The sequence below is a fragment of the Desmonostoc muscorum LEGE 12446 genome (assembly GCF_015207005.2).
Classification (GTDB): Bacteria; Cyanobacteriota; Cyanobacteriia; order Cyanobacteriales; family Nostocaceae; genus Nostoc; species Nostoc muscorum.
This window is the reverse complement of record NZ_JADEXS020000001.1, coordinates 6,007,877-6,033,978: the sequence shown is the minus strand read 5'-3', so window position 1 is coordinate 6,033,978 and position 26,102 is coordinate 6,007,877. Positions and strand designations below refer to the sequence as shown.

The 26,102-nt window shown below is 42.7% G+C and carries 16 protein-coding genes; 13 read left to right on the top strand and 3 right to left on the bottom strand.

The window, feature by feature from the left end; all coding sequences use genetic code 11:
* Window positions 1-47 precede the first annotated feature (47 nt).
* From IQ276_RS25425 to IQ276_RS25385, 9 genes are all read left to right on the top strand, one after another.
* Complete coding sequence (locus tag IQ276_RS25425; protein WP_228043217.1) at window positions 48-1,298, top strand: RNA-guided endonuclease InsQ/TnpB family protein; 1,251 nt, start codon at window positions 48-50, stop codon at window positions 1,296-1,298.
* 739 nt (window positions 1,299-2,037) lie between these two features.
* Window positions 2,038-2,628, top strand: a complete 591-nt coding sequence (locus tag IQ276_RS25420) for a PEP-CTERM sorting domain-containing protein (RefSeq protein ID WP_193919173.1) — start codon at window positions 2,038-2,040, stop codon at window positions 2,626-2,628.
* Between the two features lie 730 nt (window positions 2,629-3,358).
* Window positions 3,359-3,949 carry a PEP-CTERM sorting domain-containing protein gene (locus IQ276_RS25415; protein WP_193919171.1) on the top strand — a complete coding sequence of 197 codons (591 nt, stop codon included), beginning with the start codon at window positions 3,359-3,361 and terminating at the stop codon, window positions 3,947-3,949.
* 137 nt (window positions 3,950-4,086) lie between these two features.
* On the top strand, window positions 4,087-4,422 hold the full coding sequence (locus IQ276_RS25410) for a hypothetical protein (RefSeq protein WP_193919169.1): 336 nt from the start codon (window positions 4,087-4,089) through the stop codon (window positions 4,420-4,422).
* 434 nt (window positions 4,423-4,856) lie between these two features.
* On the top strand, window positions 4,857-6,146 hold the full coding sequence (locus IQ276_RS25405; RefSeq protein WP_190883892.1) for a glycosyltransferase family 4 protein: 1,290 nt from the start codon (window positions 4,857-4,859) through the stop codon (window positions 6,144-6,146).
* Window positions 6,147-6,975: 829 nt separating this feature from the next.
* A complete protein-coding gene (locus tag IQ276_RS25400; protein WP_235115959.1) occupies window positions 6,976-8,562 on the top strand; it encodes an efflux RND transporter periplasmic adaptor subunit in 1,587 nt (528 codons plus the stop codon).
* A gap of 180 nt (window positions 8,563-8,742) precedes the next feature.
* A complete protein-coding gene (locus IQ276_RS25395; protein ID WP_193923799.1) occupies window positions 8,743-11,880 on the top strand; it encodes an efflux RND transporter permease subunit in 3,138 nt (1,045 codons plus the stop codon).
* Window positions 11,881-12,119: 239 nt separating this feature from the next.
* Window positions 12,120-12,563 carry an RpiB/LacA/LacB family sugar-phosphate isomerase gene (locus IQ276_RS25390; RefSeq protein WP_193923785.1) on the top strand — a complete coding sequence of 148 codons (444 nt, stop codon included), beginning with the start codon at window positions 12,120-12,122 and terminating at the stop codon, window positions 12,561-12,563.
* A gap of 320 nt (window positions 12,564-12,883) precedes the next feature.
* Window positions 12,884-13,483, top strand: coding sequence for a Uma2 family endonuclease (locus IQ276_RS25385; protein ID WP_193915883.1), 600 nt, complete (start codon window positions 12,884-12,886; stop codon window positions 13,481-13,483).
* On the opposite strand, the gene IQ276_RS25380 is transcribed toward IQ276_RS25385, so the two are convergent.
* The 3 genes from IQ276_RS25380 to IQ276_RS25370 form a co-directional block, all read right to left on the bottom strand.
* A complete protein-coding gene (locus IQ276_RS25380; protein ID WP_228042980.1) occupies window positions 13,480-13,923 on the bottom strand; it encodes an RNA-guided endonuclease InsQ/TnpB family protein in 444 nt (147 codons plus the stop codon). The two genes, IQ276_RS25385 and IQ276_RS25380, sit on opposite strands and share 4 nt — an antisense overlap.
* 171 nt (window positions 13,924-14,094) lie before the next feature.
* Window positions 14,095-16,374, bottom strand: coding sequence for a carotenoid oxygenase family protein (locus IQ276_RS40745; protein WP_193915880.1), 2,280 nt, complete (start codon window positions 16,372-16,374; stop codon window positions 14,095-14,097).
* A 654-nt stretch (window positions 16,375-17,028) separates the two neighbouring features.
* A complete protein-coding gene (locus IQ276_RS25370) occupies window positions 17,029-18,945 on the bottom strand; it encodes a heavy metal translocating P-type ATPase (RefSeq protein ID WP_193915877.1) in 1,917 nt (638 codons plus the stop codon).
* A gap of 222 nt (window positions 18,946-19,167) precedes the next feature.
* Here IQ276_RS25370 and IQ276_RS25365 point away from each other — a divergent pair, with 222 nt between their 5' ends.
* The 4 genes from IQ276_RS25365 (at window position 19,168) to IQ276_RS25350 (ending at window position 26,068) form a co-directional block, all read left to right on the top strand.
* Window positions 19,168-20,286, top strand: coding sequence for an AAA family ATPase (locus IQ276_RS25365; RefSeq protein WP_193915874.1), 1,119 nt, complete (start codon window positions 19,168-19,170; stop codon window positions 20,284-20,286).
* A complete protein-coding gene (locus tag IQ276_RS25360; RefSeq protein ID WP_193915870.1) occupies window positions 20,273-20,818 on the top strand; it encodes a hypothetical protein in 546 nt (181 codons plus the stop codon). Before IQ276_RS25365 ends, IQ276_RS25360 begins: the two co-directional genes overlap by 14 nt.
* A gap of 3 nt (window positions 20,819-20,821) precedes the next feature.
* The gene (locus IQ276_RS25355; protein WP_193915867.1) at window positions 20,822-21,934 is read left to right on the top strand and encodes a precorrin-8X methylmutase; all 1,113 of its coding nucleotides are present in this window, start codon (window positions 20,822-20,824) and stop codon (window positions 21,932-21,934) included.
* A gap of 402 nt (window positions 21,935-22,336) precedes the next feature.
* Window positions 22,337-26,068, top strand: a complete 3,732-nt coding sequence (locus tag IQ276_RS25350) for a DUF4912 domain-containing protein (RefSeq protein ID WP_193915864.1) — start codon at window positions 22,337-22,339, stop codon at window positions 26,066-26,068.
* Window positions 26,069-26,102: the final 34 nt, after the last annotated feature.

Sequence of the window (26,102 nt, the reverse complement as noted above, 5' to 3'; positions counted from 1 at the left end):
GAGTTACATTCTCCAGTAAATTGTGTTTTAATAGTGAAATGTTAACCATGAATTACCGCTATCGAATCTACCCAAACATCACTCAAAAACAGTCGCTTTTTGAGTGGATGGATATTTGTCGCGTTGCCTATAACTACGGGCTGCGAGAAATTAAAGATTGGTGCAATAGCCGGAAATGCATGGTTGACAGATGCTCGATTAGTCATGAGTATATCATGGCGGCTGATTTGAGCTTTCCGAGTGAGGTGAAACAGCTTAATGCCCTGCCAAACGCTAAAAAGGTATTTCCGCGATTGACTCAAGTGCCAAGTCAAGTTTTGCAACAGGCAATCAAGCAATTGCATCGAGCCTGGGAAGGATTTCAAAAAATTGGGCATGGGTTCCCAAGATTCAAAAAGTTTGGGCAATTCAAATCTTTGTTGTTTCCGCAATTTAAACACAATCCAGTACAAGGGTTACACATTGCATTGCCCAAGCTTGGGTTGATTCCAATTAATTTGCATCGCCCAATCCCAAACGGTTTTGTAGTTAAACAAGTACGGATAATTAACAAAGCGGATATTTGGTATGCTTCTATCAACATTCAGTGCAATGTGAATGTTCCCGACCCGATGCCACATGGACATCCAATTGGGGTAGATGTGGGAATAGAAAAGTTTTTGGCAACTAGCGATGGTGTTCGAGTAATTTCGCCCAAATTTCTGAAAGTGATGCAAAGCAAGCTGAAATTGCTGCAACGCAGACTTTCTAGAAAAAACAAGCGCTCTTTAAATTACGAGAAACAAAGGATTAAGGTTGCTAGACTTCACCACACGATTGACAACACCCGTAAGGATTTCCACTTCAAGCAAGCTCATGCCCTTTGTGATGCTGGCGATATGGTCTTTATGGAAGACTTAGATTACCGCACTCTGAATCAGGGTATACTTGGCAAACAAATGCTCTTATCTGGGTTTGGACAGTTCCGAACTATTACCAAGTATGTTTGTTGGAAACGTGGTAAATTCTTCGGTGAAGTTAGTGCTAGAGGGACATCTCTTGAATGTCCTGAGTGTGGTGCAGAAGTTAGAAAAGAATTGAGTGTTAGAGTACATCATTGTCGCTTTTGCGGATACAAAACAGATCGTGATGTTGCTAGTGGTCAAGTAATTAGAAATAGAGGGATAGCCCTCATTAGTACGGCGGGACACGTCGGAATCGAAAGCGCTTGTGCAGACGGTCTACCAGGGGTTGAGGAAACTCAATCTAGGCAAGTGTCGAAACCCCGCAAGGGAAAAACCAAGAAATCTAAGAAGTGATTCTTAGATGCTCCGAGGCTAAAGCCTCGGAGTCATGTCACCAGTTATTCTCAGGCGATGATTCGTGATTTTTAGTTTGAGACGTTCTTTGCTTGCTTTGACACCTGAAGATCGGCGAACAATCTATAATGAGAGGCTGTAAGCGATCGCTCAACTCAATTGCATAGAAATGTTAAAGATTTTGCCTTTTTCATCACAAAGTGCAACGGTCTACCATAGAGACAGTGGCAGAAAAAGTAAAACCACGCTTGGATGATTAAAAATAAAATCAACAAACGAAAGAGAACAGGTAAATAAACAAGGATGTTGCGTGAGTTACAAAGTTAATTTCAAAGGTTGCGAAAAAGCAGGCTACATCTATGCGACAGTTGTTGCAGTCTTCTCTAAGTGAGGTGATGTAATTTCCAGTAGAAATTGTGAAGCGATCGCCAGGTTGAATAATGGCTAGAGAACGCTGTATTGTGAAAAAAGTCGCTGTCTGTGCTGCTTTTAAGGGATTTGCAAAAAATAAATTATCCCAAATTATTTGTAGATTTGTAGGGTAGCACAGCTGTGCTACCCTACAATGGAATCGCCTTTTCTCCAAAACTTCACAATATAAATGTTTATCTTCATTGATTTATCATATTTAATACCGTATTTTCATGCAGTATTTACCTATACATATTTCTATCGTAAAGTTAATGATGTCTGATGTATTGATATATGCATTATGGCAATTAATTTTGGAGTTATGACCATGAAAAATATTTTCGCCAAAATTGCTGCTACCACAGCAACCAGCGCGGCTCTCAGTGTTGCGATCGCTGCTGGTGCTAACGACCCAGCTCAAGCTATTGATTTCAACTTTAAATGGCTAGGTAATGCTGGTTATTCAGCAGTAGGTTCATTTAGCTACGACGAAACTACAGCACCTACGATTATTACAGAAAGTGGTGGTGGAGCCACCGACTTTTTAGAATCCTTGAGCGTCTCTTTCTTAGACCCGTCTCAAAACCTTCTGGGAACTTACAACACCGTTAGTGGTGGTGTGTCAGAATCTGATTTCTTCTCTTTCAACTTTGATAGTTCCACTCAGAAATTGTTTGGGCGCTTTGATGTAGCAGGAGGAACGGGTATAATCGGAGAATATTATTTCCAGGGAACCGTTGGCGACTCTTTGTTCTTACGTCAGGATATCGATCAAATATCACAATTTAGAACATTAGATCAAAATTCTGGTTCTATTGACGTAACCAAAGTTCCTGAACCTGCTTCTATGTTGGGTTTACTAGCATTTGGCATGTTGGGCGTAGGTACAACTCTGAAGAAAAAGCAAGCCTCTTGTTAGAAAGTAGGGCATCCTAGTTCGAGGTTGCCAAGTTTAGTTTAATGAATCCTTATTTCCTCGTTCCCATGTAGACATGGGAACGAGGAAATAGACCTTTTCTCGACTTGTCTACAGCACCGTAGCCTTAAAAAAAAGGGAATTAGAGCAAGCCTTTTGAAGGGGAGCGATCGCGGTGTTTTGGGTTTCCACGTAAGAGCGACAGGTATGGGTTGGGGGGAGCTTCCGGGAAAAATTTCACATTTAGAACTTACGCACTGTACAAAAGAATCATCTTGTGCGTCAACATAAATACGTAGTTTCAAGTTTTTACTAATCATTTTTTGATGGGAAATAGACCTACACTGTAGGGGCACAGCAATGCTGTGCCCCTACGACGGATGTGGGGTTTTTCAAATGATTCATATTTTGTCTTTCTTGTCAATGCGTAAGTCCTAACATTGTTGAAGAAGAATTCAGAATCCAGAAATCAGAATCAAAACTCTAGCAAGTCCGCGAGTCGCGATCGCGTGGCTTCTAGTCATACGAAGTTCAAAAAGTTGAGCTTGGGTTTGTTAGATAGATTTGGCATTTTCTCCAAAACTTCACAATATAAATGTTTATCTTCATTGATTTATTAAATTTAACACCGTATTTTTATGCTGTATTTACCTATACATATTTCTATCGTAAAGTTAAGAAAGACTGATGTATTGATATTTGCATCATGGCAATTAATTTTAGAGTTATGACCATGAAAAATATTTTCGCCAAAATCGCTGCTACCACAGCAACCAGCGCAGCTCTAAGTGTTGCGATCGCTGCTGGTGCTAACAATCCAGCTCAAGCTATTGATTTCAACTTTAAATGGCTAGGTGATGCTGGTTATTCAGCAATAGGTTCATTTAGCTACGACGAAACTACAGCGCCTATCATTATTACAGAAACTGGTAGTGGAGCAACCAACTCTTTACAATCCTTGAGTGTCTCTTTCTTAGACCCATCTCAAAACCTTCTGGGAACTTATAACACAGTTAGTGGTGGGGTGTCCCAATCTACCTTCTTCAATTTCAACTTTGATATTTCCACTCATACATTGTTTGGTCCCCTAAATATAGGAGGAGGAACAGGTGTAATCGGAGAAAACTTCTTTTCTGGAACCGTTGGCGAATCTTTACGATTACGTCAGGATGTCAACCAACAGGGAACATCAATAACACTAGATGACAATTCTGGTTCTATTCAGGTATCCAAAGTTCCTGAACCTGCTTCCATCCTGGTTTTACTGGCATTTGCCATGTTAGGCGTAGGTTCAACTCTGAAGAAAAAGCAAGCCTCTTGCTAGAAAGTAGAGCATCCTAGTTCGAGGTTGCCAAATGTTAGTTTAATGAATTTCTATTCTAACTCCAATAGTTCAGTGAACCAATGAATCTATCATTGAGCCTTATCAGCTAGTTTGCGTAGGCTAGCAAAAACCAGGCATTGCTACAATACTTACGTGAATATTGGGGCGATACGTGCGGTGGGCTACGCACGCCTACGCAATCAAAAGTTTTTGCTAAAATCGCCTCTAACACAGCAATCAAGACTCTTTTAGCTTTGTGTAGACTAACAAAAACCGGAGGCATCTCTGCTAATGCTAAGAACCTAGCTCAAGGTGTTGATTTCAAGTTTAACTACCAAAGTGATGCTGCAAAGTATGGCAGTTTTTTCTTTGGTAACAGCTTCAAACACGAAACTAGTCAAGAAACCAGTGTTAAAGTTAGTGCCTTTAAACTACTGAAAAAATTGGATGCTTCCCAAAGAATGCAATACTGATGACTTGGTTAAAAATACTTCATGTGCCAGTTTAAAAGGCGGAATGTAGGCTTCATACACGAGATTAAATATAATGCTACAATCCCCTAAGTGTAAAATTAAGCATTAAATTCCCTTTTAGATGAATAAACGGTTATCATGCGTATAGACAGTGACTTAAATTCAGTTAACAGTAAACATTTATTAATGAATAATCGTAACTTTTTAGTGTCTGCTGGAGAGACTTTATCCAAGCCAAAAAACTAATAATTGATAACTAATAACTGTTAAAATCCACATAGAAAATTTATTAAGAGTATTGATTGCAATTATGATTTAAAAAAATCATAACCTGTTCACAACCTAAATTAAATAATACAAAGTAGCAGCCCCTACTGGAATTAGCAATCAATCCACTCATCTGTGGCTGTCTTTACAAACTTCACAAATAGCTCATGCACATTCTGATCTATTCCTACAACTATTATCCAGAGCCGATTGGAATTGCTCCCTTAATGACCGAATTGGCAGAAGGACTAGTAAAGCGAGGTCATGAAGTGCGAGTGATCACTGCAATGCCCAACTATCCTGAGCGCCAGATTTACGATGAATATCGGGGTAAGTGGTACGTTACTGAACAAAAAAACGGCGTCACAATCCAACGAAGTTACGTACGAATTAAGTCTAAACCCAATATCGTAGATCGGCTGTTATTGGAGTTGAGTTTTGTTTTCACCAGCTTACCGCAAGCTTTTAAAGGGGAACGTCCAGATGCGATTATTTTAACAGTTCCGCCTCTACTAGGTATTTTACCAGCAACAATACTTAGTTGTTTATACAATTGCCCACTAGTTCTGAATGTGCAAGATATTTTACCAGAAGCTGCCGTGCGTATTGGGCTACTGAAAAACAAGTGGATGATCCGAATTCTTGCAGCCTTAGAGAAATTTGCATATCGGACTGCACACACAATTAGCGTCATTGCCGATGGGTTTACTGAGAATTTAGTGAATAAGGGAGTACCTGTTAATAAAATTGTTTGTATTCCCAATTGGGTGAATATAAATTTCATTCGCCCTTTATCAAAAAATAATAACTCCTGGATATCTAGACATCAACTAGATGGGAAATTTGTAGTACTTTATTCCGGAAACATTGCGCTCACACAAGGTTTAGAGACAGTTATACAAGGAGCAGCTTGCTTGCGTCAGATTAAAGATATTGTTTTTGTGATTGTTGGTGAATCAAGAGCGTTGCAAAGGTTGCAAGAATATTGTCTATTAAATGGAGCGGATAATGTCTTGCTGCTACCTTTGCAGCCGCGAGAAGAATTACCAGAAATGCTAGCAGCATCAGATGTGGGGCTGATTGTACAAAAACACAATGTTATTTCGTTCAATATGCCTTCAAAAATACCACTCCTGCTGGCGAGTGGTCGCCCGATTGTGGGTTCAGTTCCGGCCAGTGGTACTGCTGCTAGAGCGATCGCACTTAGTGGTGGTGGCATCATTGTGGAGCCAGAATCACCCCATGCTTTAGCAGATGCAGTAAAAGATTTATATACCAATCCGACTCTAGCAGCAAAGCTAGGTCACACAGGTAGACAGTTCGCCGAAGCAAACTATTCCTTAGAGCAAGCACTTGATCGCTATGAGTGGCTGTTATCTCAGATTGTTACCAATCAACAATCAATCGGGGGGATTTTACCAAAATTGCATTCCAAGAAATCTGTTGTGGATGGTTGAAGGGTATGGAGAGTGTGGGAGGAGGGGGAGGTGTGGGAGGTGTGGGAAGTATAACTTCTCTTTCTCCCCACACTCCCCACACTCCCCCATCTCCCCACACTCCCCACACTCCCCCATCTCCCCACACTCCCCACTCGACAGACAAAGCCCCAATGAGGAAAAAATAAATCACCCGATCGGGTGACCTAAGTGTAGGAAGTTGAAATCGATTAGAAAGACGATTCTAGATCAATAACACTATAAAAAACACTGATTGTGTTTCTTTCTTGGTGAGGATAAATCAATGGAACTCCCAATCTTGGTTAGTAGGTCTGAATTAATTTAGCGATCGCTACCCTTTTCTTCCTTGAGACCAATATTCAGTAATACTTAAGAGCGGTAAACTCATTTTTAGCATCACCAATCTTCTTTACTATGTAGTTATAATGCAACCTAATACTTACACACATATGCAAGCAAGCGCTTGCAAACACTAATGAAAAACCTAGCATCAGGTTGCACGTCCGACTTGATACGAGACTGAGAAATTGCTGGTTGAACAGCTGGTTGTGTACTAAAACAAGGGTGAGGAGAAGATTACAGTGCGCTCAGATATTGATTTGAAACCATCTTTGCATGATTTTGCGGATATGTTGCTTTGCCCCAGAAGCAGAGATCGAGTACAGGGGAGATGAGGGAGATGAGGGAGATGGGGGAGTGTGGGGAGTGTGGGGAGAAAGAGAATTTATGCTTCCCACACCTCCTACACCTCCCACACTCCCAATACCCTCCTCTTCGTTGACGTAAGTAAGATTGCTCAAGTCTAAATCCACAAGACGAGAAAACGAAAATGTCCCATTCTGAGTTCCCTGAATCTTCCTTTCCTGTTGAAATAGAACAGCCTACTGTTAATGATTCCAGTCAAGAGTCCGGATCGTTGCCAGAGCGATCGCCCAAGCCACCTCGAAAGCGACGTTGGCCTCTGCTGTTGGGAATTATTCTATTCATAGCAGGTGTTGGTTTTGGTTGGCGCTGGTGGCAAACTAGCAGTGCTAGCAATGGAGCATCGGGTAATCAGGCGGCTGCTCGTCAACCTATGGCGATTCCCGTAAAGCTAGCAACTGTAGAGACAGAAACTACGCAACAAAGTTCCCAGTTTCTTGGCTCCTTAGAAGCTCCACGCTCGGTAATGATTAAGCCACAAATTGAAGGACGAATTACCCAAATTTTCATCAAAGAGGGCAACCGAGTGCAACAAGGGCAAGTTATTCTGACCTTGGAAAGCGATAATGCCCAAGCCCAGTTATTACAAGCTAGAGGCGCACTCCAACAAGCCCAGGCGCGTCTTGCTGAACTGAAAGCAGGTACGCGCTCTGAAGAAGTTGCCCAAGCCAGAGCGCAGTTAGCCCAAGCCCAAGCTCGTCTCAAAGATGCCCAAGCAGGAGCGCAACCAGAAGAAATTGCTCAGGCTGAGGCTCAAATTGATTCAGCTAAATCAGATCTAGAACTAGCCCAATCACGAGCTAAGCGATACGACCAATTGAGAAAAGAGGGCGCTGTTTCCCAAGATACTTTAGATGGATATCTCAAAGAACAGCAAAGTGCTGAAGCTGCCCTTGTAGTAGCCCAGAAGCGTTTAGACCAACTCAAAAAGAGCAGAAATTCTAGTATCAATGAGCTAGCTGCTGCTGTAGAACAACAGCAACAGAACTTAAGACAACTGGAAAATGGTTCTCGCCCAGAAGAAATTGCCCAAGCGCGATCGCAAGTCACTCAAGCAGCCGGTCAAGTCCAAGCTGCCCAAATCCAACTGCAATACACAAAAGTCCTAGCTCCTTTTACTGGCATTGTTGGTGATATTCCCACAAAAGTCGGAGATTACGTAGAAAAAGCAGATCAGCTCACTACACTAACTAGGAATGATTCATTAGAACTGAATATTGCCGTTCCCGTAGAAGAAGCCAAAAAGTTGCGTTTGGGATTACCCGTGCAAATGCTCGATACCCAAGGCAAAGCCATAGCCACAGGTAAAGTCAGTTTCATCTCCCCAGATGCCAGTTTAGATTCCCAAACAGTTTTGGCTAAAGCCAACTTTGGCAATTCTAGAAGACAACTGCTTAATCGCCAGTCAGTACAAACCAAAGTAATCTGGGAGGAACGCCCAGGAATTTTAATTCCAGTGACAGCAGTATCTCGCCTGGGTGGCGAGACATTTGTCTTTGTGGCTGAAGCGCCAGCAGAAAACTCGAAACCCGGAGCGCCAAAATTGGTGGCTCAGCAAAAGCCCGTGAAGTTGGGAGTTATTGAGGGCAATAATTATCAAGTTATGGAAGGACTAAAACCTGGCGACAAAATTGTTGTTTCAGGTATTCTCAACCTCACCAATGGCGCCCCCATCACTCCTGCACCTGAAACAGTCGGTAGTCGGAATTTTTAGGACAAGAGGGGAGTGGGGGAGATGAGGGGGATGAGAGGGATGAGGGAGATGAGGGAGATGAGGAGCAGGGGAGAAAATCTTCCCCTCTGCCCCCCGCCCCCTGCCCCCCTGCTTCTTCCCACGCCCAATGCCCAATGCCCCATGCCCAATGCCAAATACCCAATGCCCATTTTCTAAACTATGTTTGTTGACTTTTTTATTAAGCGGCCAATCTTTGCATCGGTCTGCGCCATTCTTATCCTTTTAATAGGATTAATCAGTATTGCAACACTCCCGATCGCCAGGTTCCCAGAAATTAGTCCCACTCAAATCAGTGTCACTTCCAACTACAGCGGAGCTAGTGCTGAAGTTGTAGAAAGCGGTGTTACCAATATCTTAGAAAGGCAAATCAACGGGGTTGAGGGACTGAGATATCTCACATCCAGCAGCAGTAATGATGGCACCAGTACCATTACAGCCACCTTTGATTCATCGCGGAATAAAGATATTGCGGCGGTGGATGTGCAAAATCGTGTTTCTATTGCCCAACCGCAATTACCAGAGTCGGTGCAACGCACGGGAGTGCGAGTATCAAAAGAGTCTAGCAACATTCTCTTAGCAATTGGTTTATTCGCGGAAAATAATGAATACGACAATATATTCTTAAGCAACTATGCTGACCTTTACTTAGCAGATGCCTTAAAAAGAGTCAAAGGTGTCAGTAATGCCCAAGTTTTTGGCGAACGCCGCTACGCCATGCGCTTGTGGTTAGATCCGAGTCGGCTTGCTAGTCGGGGATTAACAACTCAGGATGTGGCAAATGCCTTATCGGAACAAAACCTTCAAGTGGGTGCAGGAAGAATTGGACAAGAACCGGCTCCTGAAGGACAAAGATATCAACTTGATGTGCGTGCTTCCAGCCGATTAACAGAACCAGGAGAATTTGGCGAAATTGTCCTGAGAACAGAAGATGATGGCACATTAGTTAAGCTCAAAGATGTCGGCAGAGCAGAACTAGGTGCAGAAAATTACAATACATTTCTGCGATTTCGTGGCAAAGATGCGATCGGTTTAGGGATTTATCAGGTTCCTGGTAGTAATGCCTTGGATGTAGCCAAGGGAGTCAAAGACGAAATTGCACGATTGGCTCCGAGTTTTCCCCCAGGAATGAAATATCAGGTAGCTTTTGACACCACGATGTTTGTCGAAGAATCGATGGCAGAAGTGGTCAAGACTCTGATTGAATCAGTGGTGCTGGTTGTACTTGTAATTTTTGTGTTTTTGCAAGACTGGCGAACTACCTTAATTCCAGCGTTGACAATTCCACTTTCCTTAATTGGGACATTTGTATTCGTCAAAGTTTTTAACTTTTCCATTAATAGTTTGACTTTGTTTGGTCTGACTTTAGGATCTGGGATGGTGGTAGACGATGCGATCGTGATAGTGGAGCAAATTAGCCGCTTTATTAAGGATAAAGGTATAAGTCCTCGCCGAGCCGCTAGCGAATCAATGGCGGAACTGCTTGGGGCGGTGATTGCAACTTCACTGGTGTTGATGGCGGTGTTTATACCAGTGGCCTTCTTCCCAGGAACTACAGGCGCACTTTATCAGCAATTTGCTCTGACCATTGCCTTTTCCATTGCGATTTCGACTTTTTTGGCTTTGACTTTGACACCTTCTTTGTGTGGGGTCCTGCTGCGTCAAGGACAAAGAACTTCAGGCTGGCTGGGTTGGATTTTTGACCAGATTAATCGGTTTCTCGACTGGGCGCAGTATAACTATAAGCGATCGCTGAATTTTCTCACCCGCTTCAAAAGCGTCATCATTGGGTTGTTTATCGTCTCCTTGGGGATGACTGCTTGGCTGTACACCACAGTACCGACAGCCTTTCTTCCAGATGAAGACGAAGGCTATTTCATCACAATTATCCAAGGACCCCAAGGCGTTTCGCTGCAATATACCAGCGATGTGATTGCCGAAGTAGAAAAAGAAATCCTAAAAATTCCTGAAGTGCTGGGGACTTTTGCGATCGGCGGATTTGGTTTTAGTGGTAGCACCGCTAACAGCGGTATCATATTTACAACCTTAAAATCTTGGGACGAGCGCTCAAAACCCGATCAATCAGTACAGGCGATAATTGGCAAATTGCAGGGTAAATTGTCATCCATCCCAGAAGCCAGGATATTTGCGGTAAATCCACCACCAATTCAGGGTTTAGGCAACTTTGGCGGCTTCGTCTTTCAGCTACAAGACCGCAGAGGTAATACTGGCTTAGAAAATTTGGTGCAGTCGATGGGGCAATTACTTGGTCGCGCCAATCAAACACCAGGATTACAAGCTGTATTCAGTACCTTTGCCGCAGATACACCACAATTAGTTGTGGAAGTAGACCGCAATAAAGCCAAAGCACTGCAAGTTTCTATAGATGATGTCTTCAGTACTTTACAAACTGCTTTGGGTTCACAATATGTGAATGATTTCAATCTTCAGCAGCGCAGTTATCGCGTTTATATCCAAGCAGATCAACAGTTTCGTTCTAATCCCAAAGATATTGGGAAACTCTACGTTCGTTCCCAAAAAAATCAAATGATTCCTTTGAGTAACTTAGTCAAAGTGACGCCAACTGTGGGAGCGCAAACGATAAATCACTATAATCTGTTCCGCTCAATTGAAATTAATGGTGCCGCAGCTCCCGGCTCTAGTTCTGGAGACGCTATTAAGGCAATGGAACAAGTTGCTAAAGCAGTTTTACCAGCAGATTTTAGTTACGAGTGGTCAGGAACTGCATTAGAAGAAATTGATTCTGGCAGCTTAGCGCCTCTGATTTTTGGATTAGGATTGGTATTTGTATTTTTGGTACTAGCTGCTCAATACGAAAACTACATTGACCCTTTTATCATTCTGTTGTCAGTTCCCTTAGCTATTTTTGGAGCGCTGATAGCTCAATCGTTGCGAGGTTTTTCTAATGATGTTTACTGTCAAATTGGTCTACTAATGTTAATTGGTTTGGCTAGTAAGAATGGTATCTTGATTGTGGAATTTGCTAACCAATTACGAGAGCAAGGGCTTTCCATTACCAAAGCCGTAATTGAAGCTTCACAAGAGCGTTTACGCCCAATTTTGATGACTGGCTTTTCTACTCTTTTAGGGATTTACCCCTTGGTTGTCGCTACAGGTGCAGGAGCAGGTAGTCGTCAATCTTTGGGAACCGCAGTGTTTGGCGGCATGTTAATTGCTACTTTTTTGAGTTTGTTTATAGTGCCAATTTTGTATATTGTGATTAAGGAGACGACAGAGCGTTTTATTAAACCAAAACGGCATCAAGAACTGCAATCATAGATGGTTGATTTGGGCGAGGGGTTGGTGAGGGGAGGATATGAATTAGTCTCACGCAGAGGCGCAGAGTCGCAGAGAGGAGGAGGTGAGAAGAGTTTCTTTTTGAATTTCATATTCAAATTCAGCGATACCTCATCTTGAATATGATTTCACCTAATTGTAGCGACGGTTAAAAGGTGATTAACTGTCGCTATTTATCGTAAGATGAGACAATATGGCAGGCTAATTTTAGAGGGGAAGGCATGAAAATCGCTATTGGCAGTGATGAACGCACTAACCTTACCGACACAGTACTCGAAGAACTTAAGCGGCGTGGGCATGAAGTTATACCTTTCGGTTCCCTAGTGGAGAATCATCAAGAAGTTGATTGGCCTATCAGTAGTAGTAAGGTTGCTTTGGCAGTAGCAACTCAGAAAGTAGATGAGGGAATTGTCTTTTGTTGGACTGGTACTGGTGCATCTATTGCGGCCAACAAAGTCTCTGGGATACGTGCTGCTTTGTGCCATGATGCTGAGACGGCGCGGGGTGCCCGCATCTGGAATCATGCCAATGTCCTAGTATTAAGTTTACGTGCAACTACAGAAGCGATCGCCAAAGAAATATTAGATGCCTGGTTTAGCACGCCCTATTCTGAAGATGACTGGAATCTGCTACAAATCAAACGCATTGGACAGTTAGAGAAATGATATCATGTCCGGGTAATTAGTTATGATTTCCACAGTCATTGCACCCCACCCCTTAATCCCCTCCCCGCCTGCGGGTAGGGGAGACAAAGCGCAGCTTTGGCGGGGTGGGGTTGTCCGGGTTTAGTAAGTAATCAAGCGGACATGATATGAGATGTGGTGACAATAGTTGATTTGTTTTATCGATCGCTTTCTAATGTGCAAGTTAGACCATTCAGGAAACGAGTGTAAAGGCGATCGCTGTTCGATCTTCAACTTTTAGCTCAGCTTTCTCACCATCCTGCAAGCTTTATAATATTATTAAAACACGCAGAAGAATCAGGATGTCTCAATCATTCAAAACGTTAGCTAAGTGGTCAGTTGATGACTATCATCGCATGATAGAAGCTGATATCTTAGCAGAACGTCATGTCGAACTTTTATCGGGGGAAATTGTTGAAATGACTCCAGAAAGTCCGTCTCATACGGTTTATGGAGAGGGACTGGCAAATTATTTACGAATTCGTTTAAACGATCGTGCTTGGATTCGTGAAGCTCGTCCTATTACTTTAGCAAACTCAGAACCTGAACCTGATATCGCAGTTGTTAGACTTCCTTGGTTTCAATACAGTCAGCATCATCCTTTCAGTGAGGATATTTTTTGGCTGATTGAAATTTCGGATTCAACTCTCACTAAGGATCTGAATGAAAAACAACGCATTTATGCTCAAGCAGGCATATTAGAATATTGGGTTGTCGATGTCAAAGCGAAGAAAGTAATTGTTTTCCGACAGCCTGAAGGAATAAGCTATTGTGTTCGATTAGAATACAGCCAAGGGACAATTTCTCCTTTAGCTTTTGGGGATGTTGAAGTACCCATCGAAAAAATTTTTTCAGGACAAATACTCAGTAAGCAGTTCAGGGCTGAAGCCACTGAGCTTTAGCCCAGATCAAACATACCAAACAAAGACATTTGTCCAAGCAATTGGCATGTCATCCCCGGACTTTCGGGCTGGCTTACAGGCAACCCCAAAGCAGCAATATTTTTAGCCGCGTTGATATCAGCATCATGCTCAAATCCGCAATGCCCACACTTAAAAACTTTTCCGTTACGGTAAGATTTACCCTTAATAGGGTGAATGTGTCTGCAACGCGAACAGGTTTGAGATGTGTAAGCAGGTGGGACAAATACCACTGGCACGCCAGCGATATTAGCTTTGTATCCAACAAACAGACGCAGTTGATAGAACGCCCAATTGTTAGTTCTACGACGTTCTATTTTACTTCTAGGCTTCGTATTGAGAGATTGTCTAATATTAGTCAAATCCTCAAAAGCCAGTGCTGCGTTCAGTTTTTTTGCTTCTTCGTGCCGCTTTCCTCTCAACCCTTAAGGGACTGAGTTTCCCGCATCCCGTGAGGTTCTATGATTAGATCCATCTAAACCTCCGGGGGTTCCCTTTAGATTATGATGCAGTTGAGCCAAGAGAGTTGTAGAGGGCGATCGCATTAATCGTGCATCGCCCTCTACACTGCTTAGATAGACCTACTATTAACCTTATTGAGTTGCCATCTGTGCTTCAGAAACCCAATTAGCGTGGAAGCCGTAAGGAACACGCTGGGGCATCAATATCTGCGCCACAGGTGGAGCTGTAATATTTCGGGCATCAATCACCAATAGCTCAGACTTTTTCGCTAGTGCATCCCAAACCATAGTCAGCAACCAGCCATCATCCTCAGCAGTAGCACCAGGACGAGGCGCAAACACACTATCACCACCAAAGCGTCCCCGACCAAATTCATGTACTTGGCTGCTACCAGTTTCCAAATCATACTTGATCAGACCATCCAACAAAAGTCTAGGTCTCATGTAAGTAGCTTGTCGGGATGCGTAGACGTAACGTGTTTTTCGCCCAGTTAGGTTATCGTTAATCCGAGGAAATTCTGTGGCGGTATCATCGTTATTGAGCAATTCTTCTTTTACAACACCCGTTGCCAAGTTGATTCGATAGAGATACAGCCGGAAATGTTCAAATTCAGTATCTCCACCTTCTCCGTTGTCTTTCTGAGGAATAAACAGATAGGTATCAGGTGCCCTGGTAGCGATAAGTACTACTTCGTTGCCTTCCTCCCAAGCGTTAGCAACATGGTAGAGCATACAGGTGGAGATATTGAACCAGCGGATAGTTCGGTTATCGCCGTGGCGAGGTAGAACCCCGATGCGGCTGGGGTTTTGCTTCTCAAACTTAATGGGTAATTGATCCTGCATAATCCGCATAGGACTGAAGACGAGCGGCATATCCAGAATAAGGGTATAGTGTTGAGTGATGGCAAAATCATGCATCATCACTGGCGAAGGTATATCAATAGGTACGGTTCGCAACATTTCGCCCTCTGCGGATACCACGCTGTATTCCAGATAAGGGGGAGCGATAGGTGCAAAGCCAATTACAATCATTTCACCTGTTTCGGCATCGACTTTTGGGTGAGCTGTAAAGGTAGAAGCAAGCTTACTGTTAAAGGTATGTACGCCAACAGTTTCTAAGTCGGGAAGACGAATTTCATAAGGTGCGCCAGCTTCCCATAGTGCCAGCAGTTTACCTGCGTGCCATATAGTTGAGGTGTTACCAGTATTCTTCATCATCAAGCCATAAGGAGCATCAAACCGAGGCAGGTTGAGCAAACCTGGCCAAATTGCCTTACCTTGTTTTCGCTCAATCTCAAATCCCTCTGTGCGAATGTAGCGGTTGCGATAGCTGGCTTTGCCATTGCTGATATTTACTGCGTGGAGCATTCCATCCCCATCTAACCAGTGATGGAGTCCGATAGGCCCGAATTGGGGGTTAGGGCCGTTGCGGAGAAATATGCCATTGAGTCCTTCGGGTAGTTCACCGATGACGGTGAGGTTGTCAGCAGTTACTTCTTGTTTGACTGGGGCAAAGTTGTCAGTCAAATAAAAATCTGCCATATCTTCTGCCAGGGCATTAACTCTGGCAGTAGTGCTGAGGCGGCTCAAAATTTGGTAAGGTACACGTGCATAGTAGCCAGTAACCGAAGGCCCTTTATTGACTACTGATGACCGCTCCATCTGTAAGACGTTAGCTAGAAATTTGCTATCCATCAAAGCGCTCATGAAGCGCCGCTGGAAAGTACTAGGGCGAGTACCAGTTGGGGCTGCTGTGGCGATGGCGAGGGTTTGTATGAGTTCCTTTTCTGTAGCATCTAACACACCCTCGGTATACATCAATGAATTGAGAGCTTCGTATAACTCCTGAAAATCTTTTTCGTCAGGATAATTTCCTAAATAAGCCTGAAGCCAGCCATAACACTCTTCTGCTGTGACGGGTTGATTGCTTGATAATAAAGATTTAATTTCTGGATCTTCAGTTAATCCTTTTTGTTGTGCCACTTGCTGCAAAAATTCTTTTTCTTCAGGTTCCAGTACTCCATCAATCCAAGCAACACCAATCAGGAGTTTTAACAAGTCTTGATCATTTTTTGACGGTTTATGTAATATGTCAGCTTGAGAAATTGGTACGTCAAAATGCTCATGTGTACCGGCATCAGGACGAATATTTTTCTCTGTGGAATACAAGACTTTTGAACTGTCTGGTGTTTTGATAACAAGAAATAAGTCAGGATTGCCTTCAAATTTCTCAAATTTGCCTTTAAAATCAGCTTCAGTGTAGTTAATTTCAAAAGTGCCAGTACTATTGGTTTTAACTTGTCCTAACTTATCTGTTTTGACAATATCCTTATCAAATGCTTCGACTAGTAAGTTAGGAATTCCTAAACCGCTTTCAGCTACGTAAATTCGTCCAGTAACTTTAAACGTCATTAAATTGCTCCTTTTTTAGTTAATTTTTCAAAAAGGTTTCACTCTTGTGATTATTTGAAGTATTGATTGCAATTCTTCTGGTTAATCTTGATATTGCGGCAATACCAAGCAAACATGAGAATTCAGGATCAAATATTCGGTTTTTTGACCCAGATTGATTAAGTTTTCATGACTACTTGAAAGCCTATGTAACTAGACTTGCATAGTCAGCCATTTTTAAACTTTCCTTATTTAAGGAAATTGTGTTTTTTTTTGACAATTTGTTAATTAATTATCATTCTATAAAATTTTGTAAATAAATATTTTTAATTATTTAAGTATAAAACTTTATAGACAAAATAATTAAACCAAACTCATGTTTATTAGTCAATGCTTTATTTTTGATAATCTTACTCTTCCTCTAAGTACCCGCATCATATCAAGAATAACAGCGTATTCTCAATACAGTCTAAGAGCTAATTCGTAAAGAAAATCTTAAGAATTTTCAATTGATTACTAGGTCTGAGTTTCAATAAATATGCGCTTTATTGAACGAAACAGTGCTGAGTAAAAAGTAAAATTAAAGGGACTAGGCACAAGAGGTTTGAAGCCCCAACATCACTCAGCAATCAGCAATTTTAAGCTAGAGGAGGCGGGAAAAAAAAGAAGAATAGTTTATTTGAGCAATCTTAAACCACTCAAGGTGACTAATACTGTGGAACCTTCATGGCCAATGACGCCGATGGGTAAGTTAATATTTCCGAGAAAGTTGCCTACTAAAAGCAAGACAATAAAACCCAACGCTACGACTATATTCTGTTTGACTATGAGTTGCGATCGCCTACCCAAATGTATCGCCACAGCAATTTTTTCTAACTTGTCTGCCATCAAGACTATATCTGCGGTTTCCAATGCCACATCACTACCGGATACTCCCATCGCTATACCCACAGATGCTTGCGCTAAGGCTGGTGCATCATTAATGCCATCGCCCACCATTGCCACAGTTTGATACTTCTGCTGTAAACGACGAATCACATCCAGCTTATCTTCTGGCAAAAGTTGAGCATACACCCGTTCAATTCCCACTGCTTTAGCCACACTATTAGCAGTTTCCTGATTATCCCCGGTTAACATGACAATTTGTTCAACTCCCAGTTCCTTTAACCGCCTAATAGTCGCTGCTGCTTGCACTCTCACCTCATCTGCAATGGCAATAATACCCATCACCTCTGCTCCCCCTCCTTCCCCTGCTACCCAAACCACAGTTTTACCTTCTTGCTCGAAAGATTGAGCTATTTGTCGCAATTCTTCGGGTAAATTTGTTACATACTGCTGCACAAAAGCGGCATTCCCAACAATCACCTGTTGTTCTTTGACAATTCCGGCAATTCCCTTTCCAGGTATGGCTTGTACTTCGACTGCACCAACCCAATTCAAATCAACAGCGGCTTGCACAATTGCCTTACCGATGGGATGTTCGGAAGATGATTCCACACTAGCAGCGGCTTTTAATACATCTTGTTGCGTGTATTTACTAGCTGGAATTACCTGGAATACCTGCACTTGTCCTGTTGTCAGGGTACCAGTTTTATCAAATGCGATCGCTCGAACTTTGCCAATCTTCTCTAACTGTGCGCCATTCTTAAACAAAATCCCTTGTCTTGCACCGTTGGCAATTCCTGAAAGCAGCGTTGGCATAATTGCAGCCATCAACGCACAGGGAGAAGCTACCACCAAGAAAGTAAGGGCGCGATAAATGGTTGTTTCCCAATCCCAACCCCAGAGAAATGGCGGTAAAGTTGCCAGTAATATCCCAGCTATTACAATAACTTTGGCATATCTTTTTTCAAAGCGATCAATAAATTCTTGGGAAGGGGGGGCTTGTGTTTGCGCCTGTTCTACCAAACGAATCACCCGCATAATTAAACTGCTTTGGGCTGGTTTGTGGACTTTAATCTGCAATGCACCGTAGCCGTTGAGTGTGCCTGCAAATACTTCTGCACCGACTGTTTTCTCCACGGGTAAAGACTCGCCTGTAATTGCAGCTTGATTCAGGGTGCTATAACCAGACAGAATAATTCCATCTGTAGGAATTAACTCTCCGGGTTTGACAACAATCTCATCACCCACCTTCAGCTGACTAATAGAAACTTCCTCTTCCCTTCCCTGAAGCAAAACCCTTGCTGTATCTGGCGTCAAACTCATCAAACTCCGAATACTCCGCTCAGTTCGCTGCATGGCATAGCCTTCTAGTGCGCCACTGATGGCAAAGATGAGAATCAAAATTGCCCCATCAATAATTAAATGATATTCTCTCCGCCATAAGCCCAAACTAGCAGCACCAACGGCGGCGACAATCATCAGCAAATCTACATCGAGTTCTTTTTCTTGGAAAAGGGTAGTCAATCCCTCTCGCGCACTTTCGTAACCACCAATTACATAAGCAGCAGGTAGCAACAGCAGCGCCAATTCCAAAGCGCCAAGATGCAAGGCGAACCATCCCAGAAATAACAGCAACCCACAAACTAGGGCTGCTAAGATATCTGCGTGTTCTCTGGTGAATTGGCTGAAACGTTGGGGGTAAAGCATGAGAGGTGAATTTACAGGGACTCTCTCACGCTAAACCTTGACATCAATGTTAATGTCAAGCTTTATAATGATTTTGAAACGCAGAGGAGCGCTGAGGGAAGCGCAAAGGTACGCAAAGTTAAATCTTTATCTGTGTTTCTGGAGCATTTTTCAAGAGTGGGATGTTGGTAAATGGGACGATTTAACTGTTACGTTTAAAATTGCACTAGGAGGCAAAAATTTATGCTCAAGCGAATATATATAGATAACTTTCGCGGATTGGTAAATTTCGAGATGAATTTTGACTCGATTAACCTGTTTCTTGGTGGTAATGGAACAGGTAAATCAACTGTTTTTGAAGTTTTACGGAGAATTCAACTTTTTGTAAGTGGCGTCGCTAAGGTAGAAGGACTTTTCCCAATTTTTGACTGCACTCGCTGGCAAACTTTACCAATTCAGCGTTTTGAAATAGAAATTGACGGAAATGATGGCAATTATAAATATGAACTTGCTATTGAACACAATCTAGAAGATCGCCATGTACAATATGAACGTTTGTGGTTTGATAACCAACCTTTATTGAAGTTCGAGAGAGGCGAAGTTCAAATTTTTTCTGACAATAATTCTGTAGGACCGAAATATCCTTTTAATTGGTCTCAGTCCATATTACCTTTATTGCTGGCAAATAATGAGATGACAAAGCTGACCTGGTTTAAACAACGAATGGAGCGATTTATTATTGTACAAATTATTCCTAGTCTGATAATTAATGGTAGTGAGAAAGAAGAAGTACAACTGAGTCATAAAATGGAAAATTTTATTTCTTGGTATCGTTATATTTCACACGACCAAGGCAAGGTAGCTGAACTAATAAATGTTTTAAAAGATGTTTTAGACGGTTTTGTTAGTTTCAAATTTGCTCAGTTCGGCGTAGGCTATACAACTTTAAAATTACGATTTGCATCTGTTGTAAATCCTAAAAATATTATTGATTATTACTTTAATGAATTATCTGATGGACAAAAAGTGCTAATTGCTCTGTACACCCTTGTTTATTGCACTCAGTCTGAAGATTACACGTTGTGTATAGATGAACCAGAAAATTTTTTAGCGCTACCGGAAATTCAGCCTTGGCTAGTTCAGCTTTATGACTTTTGTAGTGAGCAAAAAATCCAGGCTTTATTAATTTCTCATCATCCTGAATTAATTAATTATCTTTTAGCATCACCTATAGGTTATTGGTTTGAGCGCCAAAGCAATGCTCCTGTGCGGGTGAAAAAAATTAGTAATGAAGTTGCTGAAAATACTGGATTACCCATTTCAGAACTGATTGCGCGAGGATGGCTATATGAGCCAGCGTAGAGTACAAATTGTAATTCTGTGTGAGGATAAACAACAAGAAGTTTTTGCTCGGCATTTTCTCAAAAAACGAGGTTTTATTTTAGATAAAAATCTCCGAATTACAATTTGTCCAAAAGGTGCAGGAGAGCAGTTTGTCAGAAAACGTTATCCCGCAGAGGTAAAAGCATACCGCAGTAAAAACTATCTTTCTGGAATGCTAGTAGTGTTGATTGATGCGGATAAAAAAACGGTTGAGGAAAGGCTGAAGCAATTAGATGATGCATTGAGAGAAGATTCACAACAGATTCGTCAGCCTCAAGAAGCGATCGCTATATTTATCCCCAAAAGAAATATTGAAACTTGGATACACTATTTACAAGGTGAAACTGTTGACGAAGAAACAGAATATTCAAAATTCACCAATGAGTCAGCTTGCAAGCCATCTGTAGAAAACTTGCTAAATCAATGTTACCAAGGCTTAGATGAAAATGCACCGCCATCTCTTCAGGCGGCTTGTGGAGAATTACAAAGAATTTTGCCCTTTTTGGAGTAAATCATGAACGCTGGTTGCTTAACCATTAAAGAACTTACCGAAGCAGTGGGTGGCGGTTTGACTCCGCGGATGGTGCGCCATTACCATCAATTGGGACTGCTACCGCAACCAGTACGATCGCCAAGTAATTATCGTCTCTACACCCAAAAAGATGTCCTGCGCTTACAAAGGATTGTCGCACTCAAGCAGCAAGGGTTTCAGCTAAATCATATCCGCCACATTTTGGAGGTGGAACCAGAGGCGGATACAAATCAAAACCTGATGGTGCAACTCCAGCAGCAATATTGCGCGGTGATGCAACAAATTTCCCAACTGCGCCAAACTGCATCAGCATTAGAAGGATTATTAGGACGCGATCGCCATTGTCAAATTATACAGGCGGAAGTCTTAGCACAACTCAAGTTACTCGATGTGGAAACCCAAGCCGGATTGGGGGGACTGGAAAAATTGTGGAGTGGTTTGGATGCCGAAATTCATACACACTCGGAGGCTTTTTCGGAATCGCTACAACGCTTATTACCTGATTTATCTCATCGTTCGGAAATTGAACAACACTTAATTTCTCAGTTGGTTTTGGCTTGTGGCGACGTGAGTTTGGTATCCTTTATTAAATTGAGTCGAGATGCCATCGCAGCTAGTCGAAAAGCTTTATCTGACCGCTGTCAAATTGTTGTCGATACCCAAACTGTTGCTGCTGCTTTGGATCAAACTCGATTATTTCACTTGGGATGTAGCATTGAAACTCTGATTGATAATCCTCATATTACTACTGCCACAGAGGCAGAACTTGCCTTTTGGCAGCAGCAAGAATGGCGAGAAAAATTGCAACAAGTAACTCCAGGTTGCGTGCTGGTAGTTGGTTATGCACCCTCGGTGCTGCTAGAAGTTTCCGTGGCGATGGCCAATCAAAAAATTCAGCCTGCACTTGTAATCGCTATGCCCATCGGCTTTAGCCACGCTCCCGCCGCTAAGCGACAACTGATGCAACAACGAATACCTTTTATTACAGTTGAAGGAACTTTGGGAGGCGGCGCTTTAGCTGCAACTGCGCTAAATGCTTTGGTGGAATCACTAATTGATAAACCAGATTGCCATTGTTATCTCAAAAATATATAGCGGTTCTCCCACAGGTAACGTACAGAAAAAATAATTAAGCACAGATGAACATAGTAGGGGCGCACAGCTGTGCGCCCCTACTAATTGTTAAATAATATTGAATTTGCTACACTTTACCAGTTTTAGTAATTCAATAATTCATAACTGTCACCATAAGCTACCAAGTTGGTATAACTTGCAATATAAATTGGAAAAATTTATAGTAAACAGACTCTTGCAGTTACAGTATAAATTATCATGCTACACAAGCTTCATGAAAGTATAAATCAATGCAAGTACGTTGGAGTAATTAGAACTAAAGATAACTCAGATGTATAATTAGCGCGTCTCCTCCATAATCGTGAAAAAGATAGCGATTATGGACTGGTAGGGTTTGTATTTTTTACTTTAATAACGGGCATTATGTGGCAACAAGAAAAAAAAGATACTTCAATAGTCAAGCTGGTATTATGGGTTGCTTTAGCTACGACCCCAATGGCAGCAACTCTGGTAGTTTCAGCACCCATACTGGCACAATCCGCACCAGAAACTCCATCTTTCCCACTGCCGCAAACAGTGGAAAATGGAACAACAGTGCGAATTGATGGTTCAAGTAGCTTAGCTGCAATTAACCAAAGTCTGAAAGATAATTTTGAAAAACAGTTTTCGGGCACAAAGGTTGAAATTGCTGCCAGTGGCACTGATACGGCACTGAAAGATTTGCTAGATGGCAAAATCGACATAGCAGCAATTGGTCGTGGTTTAACGCCAGCAGAAAAAGCACTAGGACTAGAACAAGTCCGCTTGCGCCGTGAAAAAATTGCGATCGTGGTTGGTGCTGAGAATCCTTTCAAGCAAAGTTTAACTAGTAGGCAGTTCGCCCGCATTTTCCGGGGACAAATTACAAATTGGTCACAACTGGGCGGCCCTGACGCGAAGATTCGAGTAATCGATCGCCCCGAGACAAGTGATACTCGTGATACTTTTCGTGATTACCCAGCCTTTAAAGCTGCTAAATTTGCTACAGGATCAAATGCTACTCAACTAACGGACGACAACACCGCCGAAATCGTCAAACAACTGGGCAATGACGGCATTAGCTATGTGCTAGCTAATCAAATATCGAAGTTAGAAGGTGTACGAGTTCTGCAATTACATCAAACTTTGCCAGATGATGCCAAATATCCCTTCTCGCAACCATTAGTTTACATCTACAAAAAAAATCCCAGCTTAGGTACAGCAAGTTTTCTCGGCTTTACCCTTGCAGCACCAGGACAAGAAGCCATAGAACAAGCTAGAACTGCTGAAGCTCTTGCGATCGCAGCCAGCGTATCACAACCTGCTGCCACAAGTTCCCCCAGTACAGAAACCACACCCACTGCTACAACTTCCCCCGATGCAACTACTTCTGTATTTGAGCAAAAGCCATTTGTGGCTCCCGCAGAAGAATCAGAAAAAGCTCCAATTGTCAATAGGGAAACACCATTTTGGCTGCTCTTACCTTTGTTCGTTACCACTGTAGCAGGAGGCTTACTCTGGTGGGTTTTTGGCAGACGGCCATCCGTACCTGAAAAAACAGACAACTCACTACAACCAAATCCTTATCCACCCAGCACAGATGGTGTGGAAACTGCGGTCAATCCTAGCACTACCCTTGAGTTGGAAGAAGAAACCCCCGATCGCACTCCTTTTCAAATTTATGGTCAAACATCATCTGACCTTATAGAAGAGACTAGTCTACAACAGACAAGTAATGGCACAACCCCCAGCGTAGCTCTATCAGAGAATAACAATTTAGGAGCCGCAGCTTTAATGGGTGGTGCTGCTCTAGCAACCGGAATCGGAACAGCTACTTGGTCTAGCTTTGGCGACAAAGAAACAGAAACAAAAGAAGATACGATTGAAGATAGTAATAATACTGAAATATCTCATCATGAATCCGGCGAAGTTGCATGGGATATAGAAGCCCCAGCTGCTGTTGTAAATACTCCATATCCTCAACTGGGTAATATTCCAGAAGAAATATCTGATGTGGAACTACCTTTATCTGAAGAAACAAACCCACTGCCGGAACTAACAGATGTGCCAAAAGGAACTTCTGATTTTGAATATTGGGACACAGAAGTTAGCGAAGATGCCATCCAAGAAGAACTCAAGGCAGAATTGGAGTGGCTAGAAAGTATCACCTCAACTGAAGATCCACCCTTATCAGAGTCCGGCGAGGTGGTAACAGATGAACTGCCTTTATCTGAGGAAACCAGCCCACTGTCAGAATTGCCAGAAGATGCCTTCAATGTGGTAGCAGATGCAGCGGAACCCCCTGTAGAGTTGCTAGAGGAAGAATCGCCAGACTTTGCTGCTGCTGCTGCTCTGGCAGCCGGGGCAGGAATTGGAGCCTGGGCTAGTACGGTTGACAATGCACCGATAGCAGCCGAAACAGCTAATGGTTTAGTCGATGCACAACCAGAAAGCACCATTGTGCTGACACAGCGCAGTCATAGATCGGCTGATGTCTCTTGGGAAATTTCCTCTAGCCAAAAATCAGCACTGCGACAACAAGGTGTTTCTCAATTGCTAGTGCGGCTGTATGACGTGACTGGTATTGACTTGAGTTATCAAATTCCTCAACTTGTAGAGCAGTACGAAAGTGAAGAATTACTCAGCAAGAGCCTGGATATTCCCGCAGGCGATCGCGACTACATAGCTGAAATTGGTTACCTTGCCGAAGGCGATCGCTGGTTCCCCATAGCCCACTCAGCAATTGTACGTGTCTTCAGTCCTGTTGAGCCAGATCCCATTGTCGAAGATTTACCTGTGGTGAATCAAACAGCTGATGCAGAAGCAGAAAGCACTATTGTGCTGACACAGCGCAGTCATAGATCGGCTGATGTCTCTTGGGAAATTTCCGAAAGCCGAAAATCAGCGCTGCGACAACAAGGCGTTTCTCAATTGCTAGTGCGGTTGTATGATGCAACTGGCATTGACTTGAGTTATCAAACTCCCCGGCTTGTAGAGCAGTACGAAAGTGAAGAACTACTCAGCAAGAACGTGGATATTCCCGCAACCGATCGCGACTACATAGCTGAAATTGGTTATCTTCCAGAAGGCGATCGCTGGTTTCCCATAGCGCGTTCAGCAATTGTACATGTCTTCAGTCCTGTTGAGCCAGATCCCATCATCGAAGATTTACCTATGGTGAATCAAACAGCTGATGTAGAAGAAGCAAGTACTATTGTGCTGACACCACGCACTTATACATCGGCTGATGTCTCTTGGGAGATTTCCGAAAGCCAAAAATCAGCGCTGCGACAACAAGGCGTTTCTCAATTGCTAGTGCGGCTGTATGATGCAACTGGTATTGACTTGAGTTATCAAACTCCCCGGCTTATAGAGCAGTATGAAAGCGAAGAACTACTCAGCAAAAGCCTGGATATTCCCACAAACGATCGCGACTACATAGCTGAAATTGGCTATATTGCTGAAGGCGATCGCTGGTTCTCCATAGCGCGTTCAGCAATTGTACGTGTCTTCAGTCCTGTTGAGCCAGATCCCACGGCGGAAGATTTACCTGTGGTGAACCAAACATCTGATGCAGAACAAGAAAGCACTATTATTTTGACACCCCGCACCCCCAAGTGGGCTTATGTCTGGTGGTGTATTTCTCCAACTCAAAAACAAGCGCTGCGACAACAAGGTGGTTCTCAATTGGCAGTGCGGGTTTATGATGTGACTGGCATTGACCTGAGTTATCAAACTCCCCAACTTGTACAGCAGTACGAATGTGAAGAAGTAACAACCGATCGCTTTGTGGCAATTCCTGTGAGCGATCGTGATTACATGGCTGAAATTGGTTATCTTGCAGAAGGCGATCGCTGGTTAACCATAGCACGTTCAGCTAATATTCGTGTCTTCAGTCGTCCTGAGGGAGATTTTTGGTTTGTTGCAGATGCTGAGTTGATTATTCACGGAGCAACCGAACCAAATACAACTGTAGCCATTGGTGGTAACACCATCAAAATCAAACCCGATGGTACCTTCCACTTACGTCTTCCCTTTTCAGATGGTTTAATGGACTATCTCATAACAGTAGCTCCTGATGGAGAATCCGCAAAAACTATTCATAAGAAGTTCTCCCAAGAAACTTCCGAAATCTAACTTACAGCTTTTTTCATCTATTTGAACCACAATC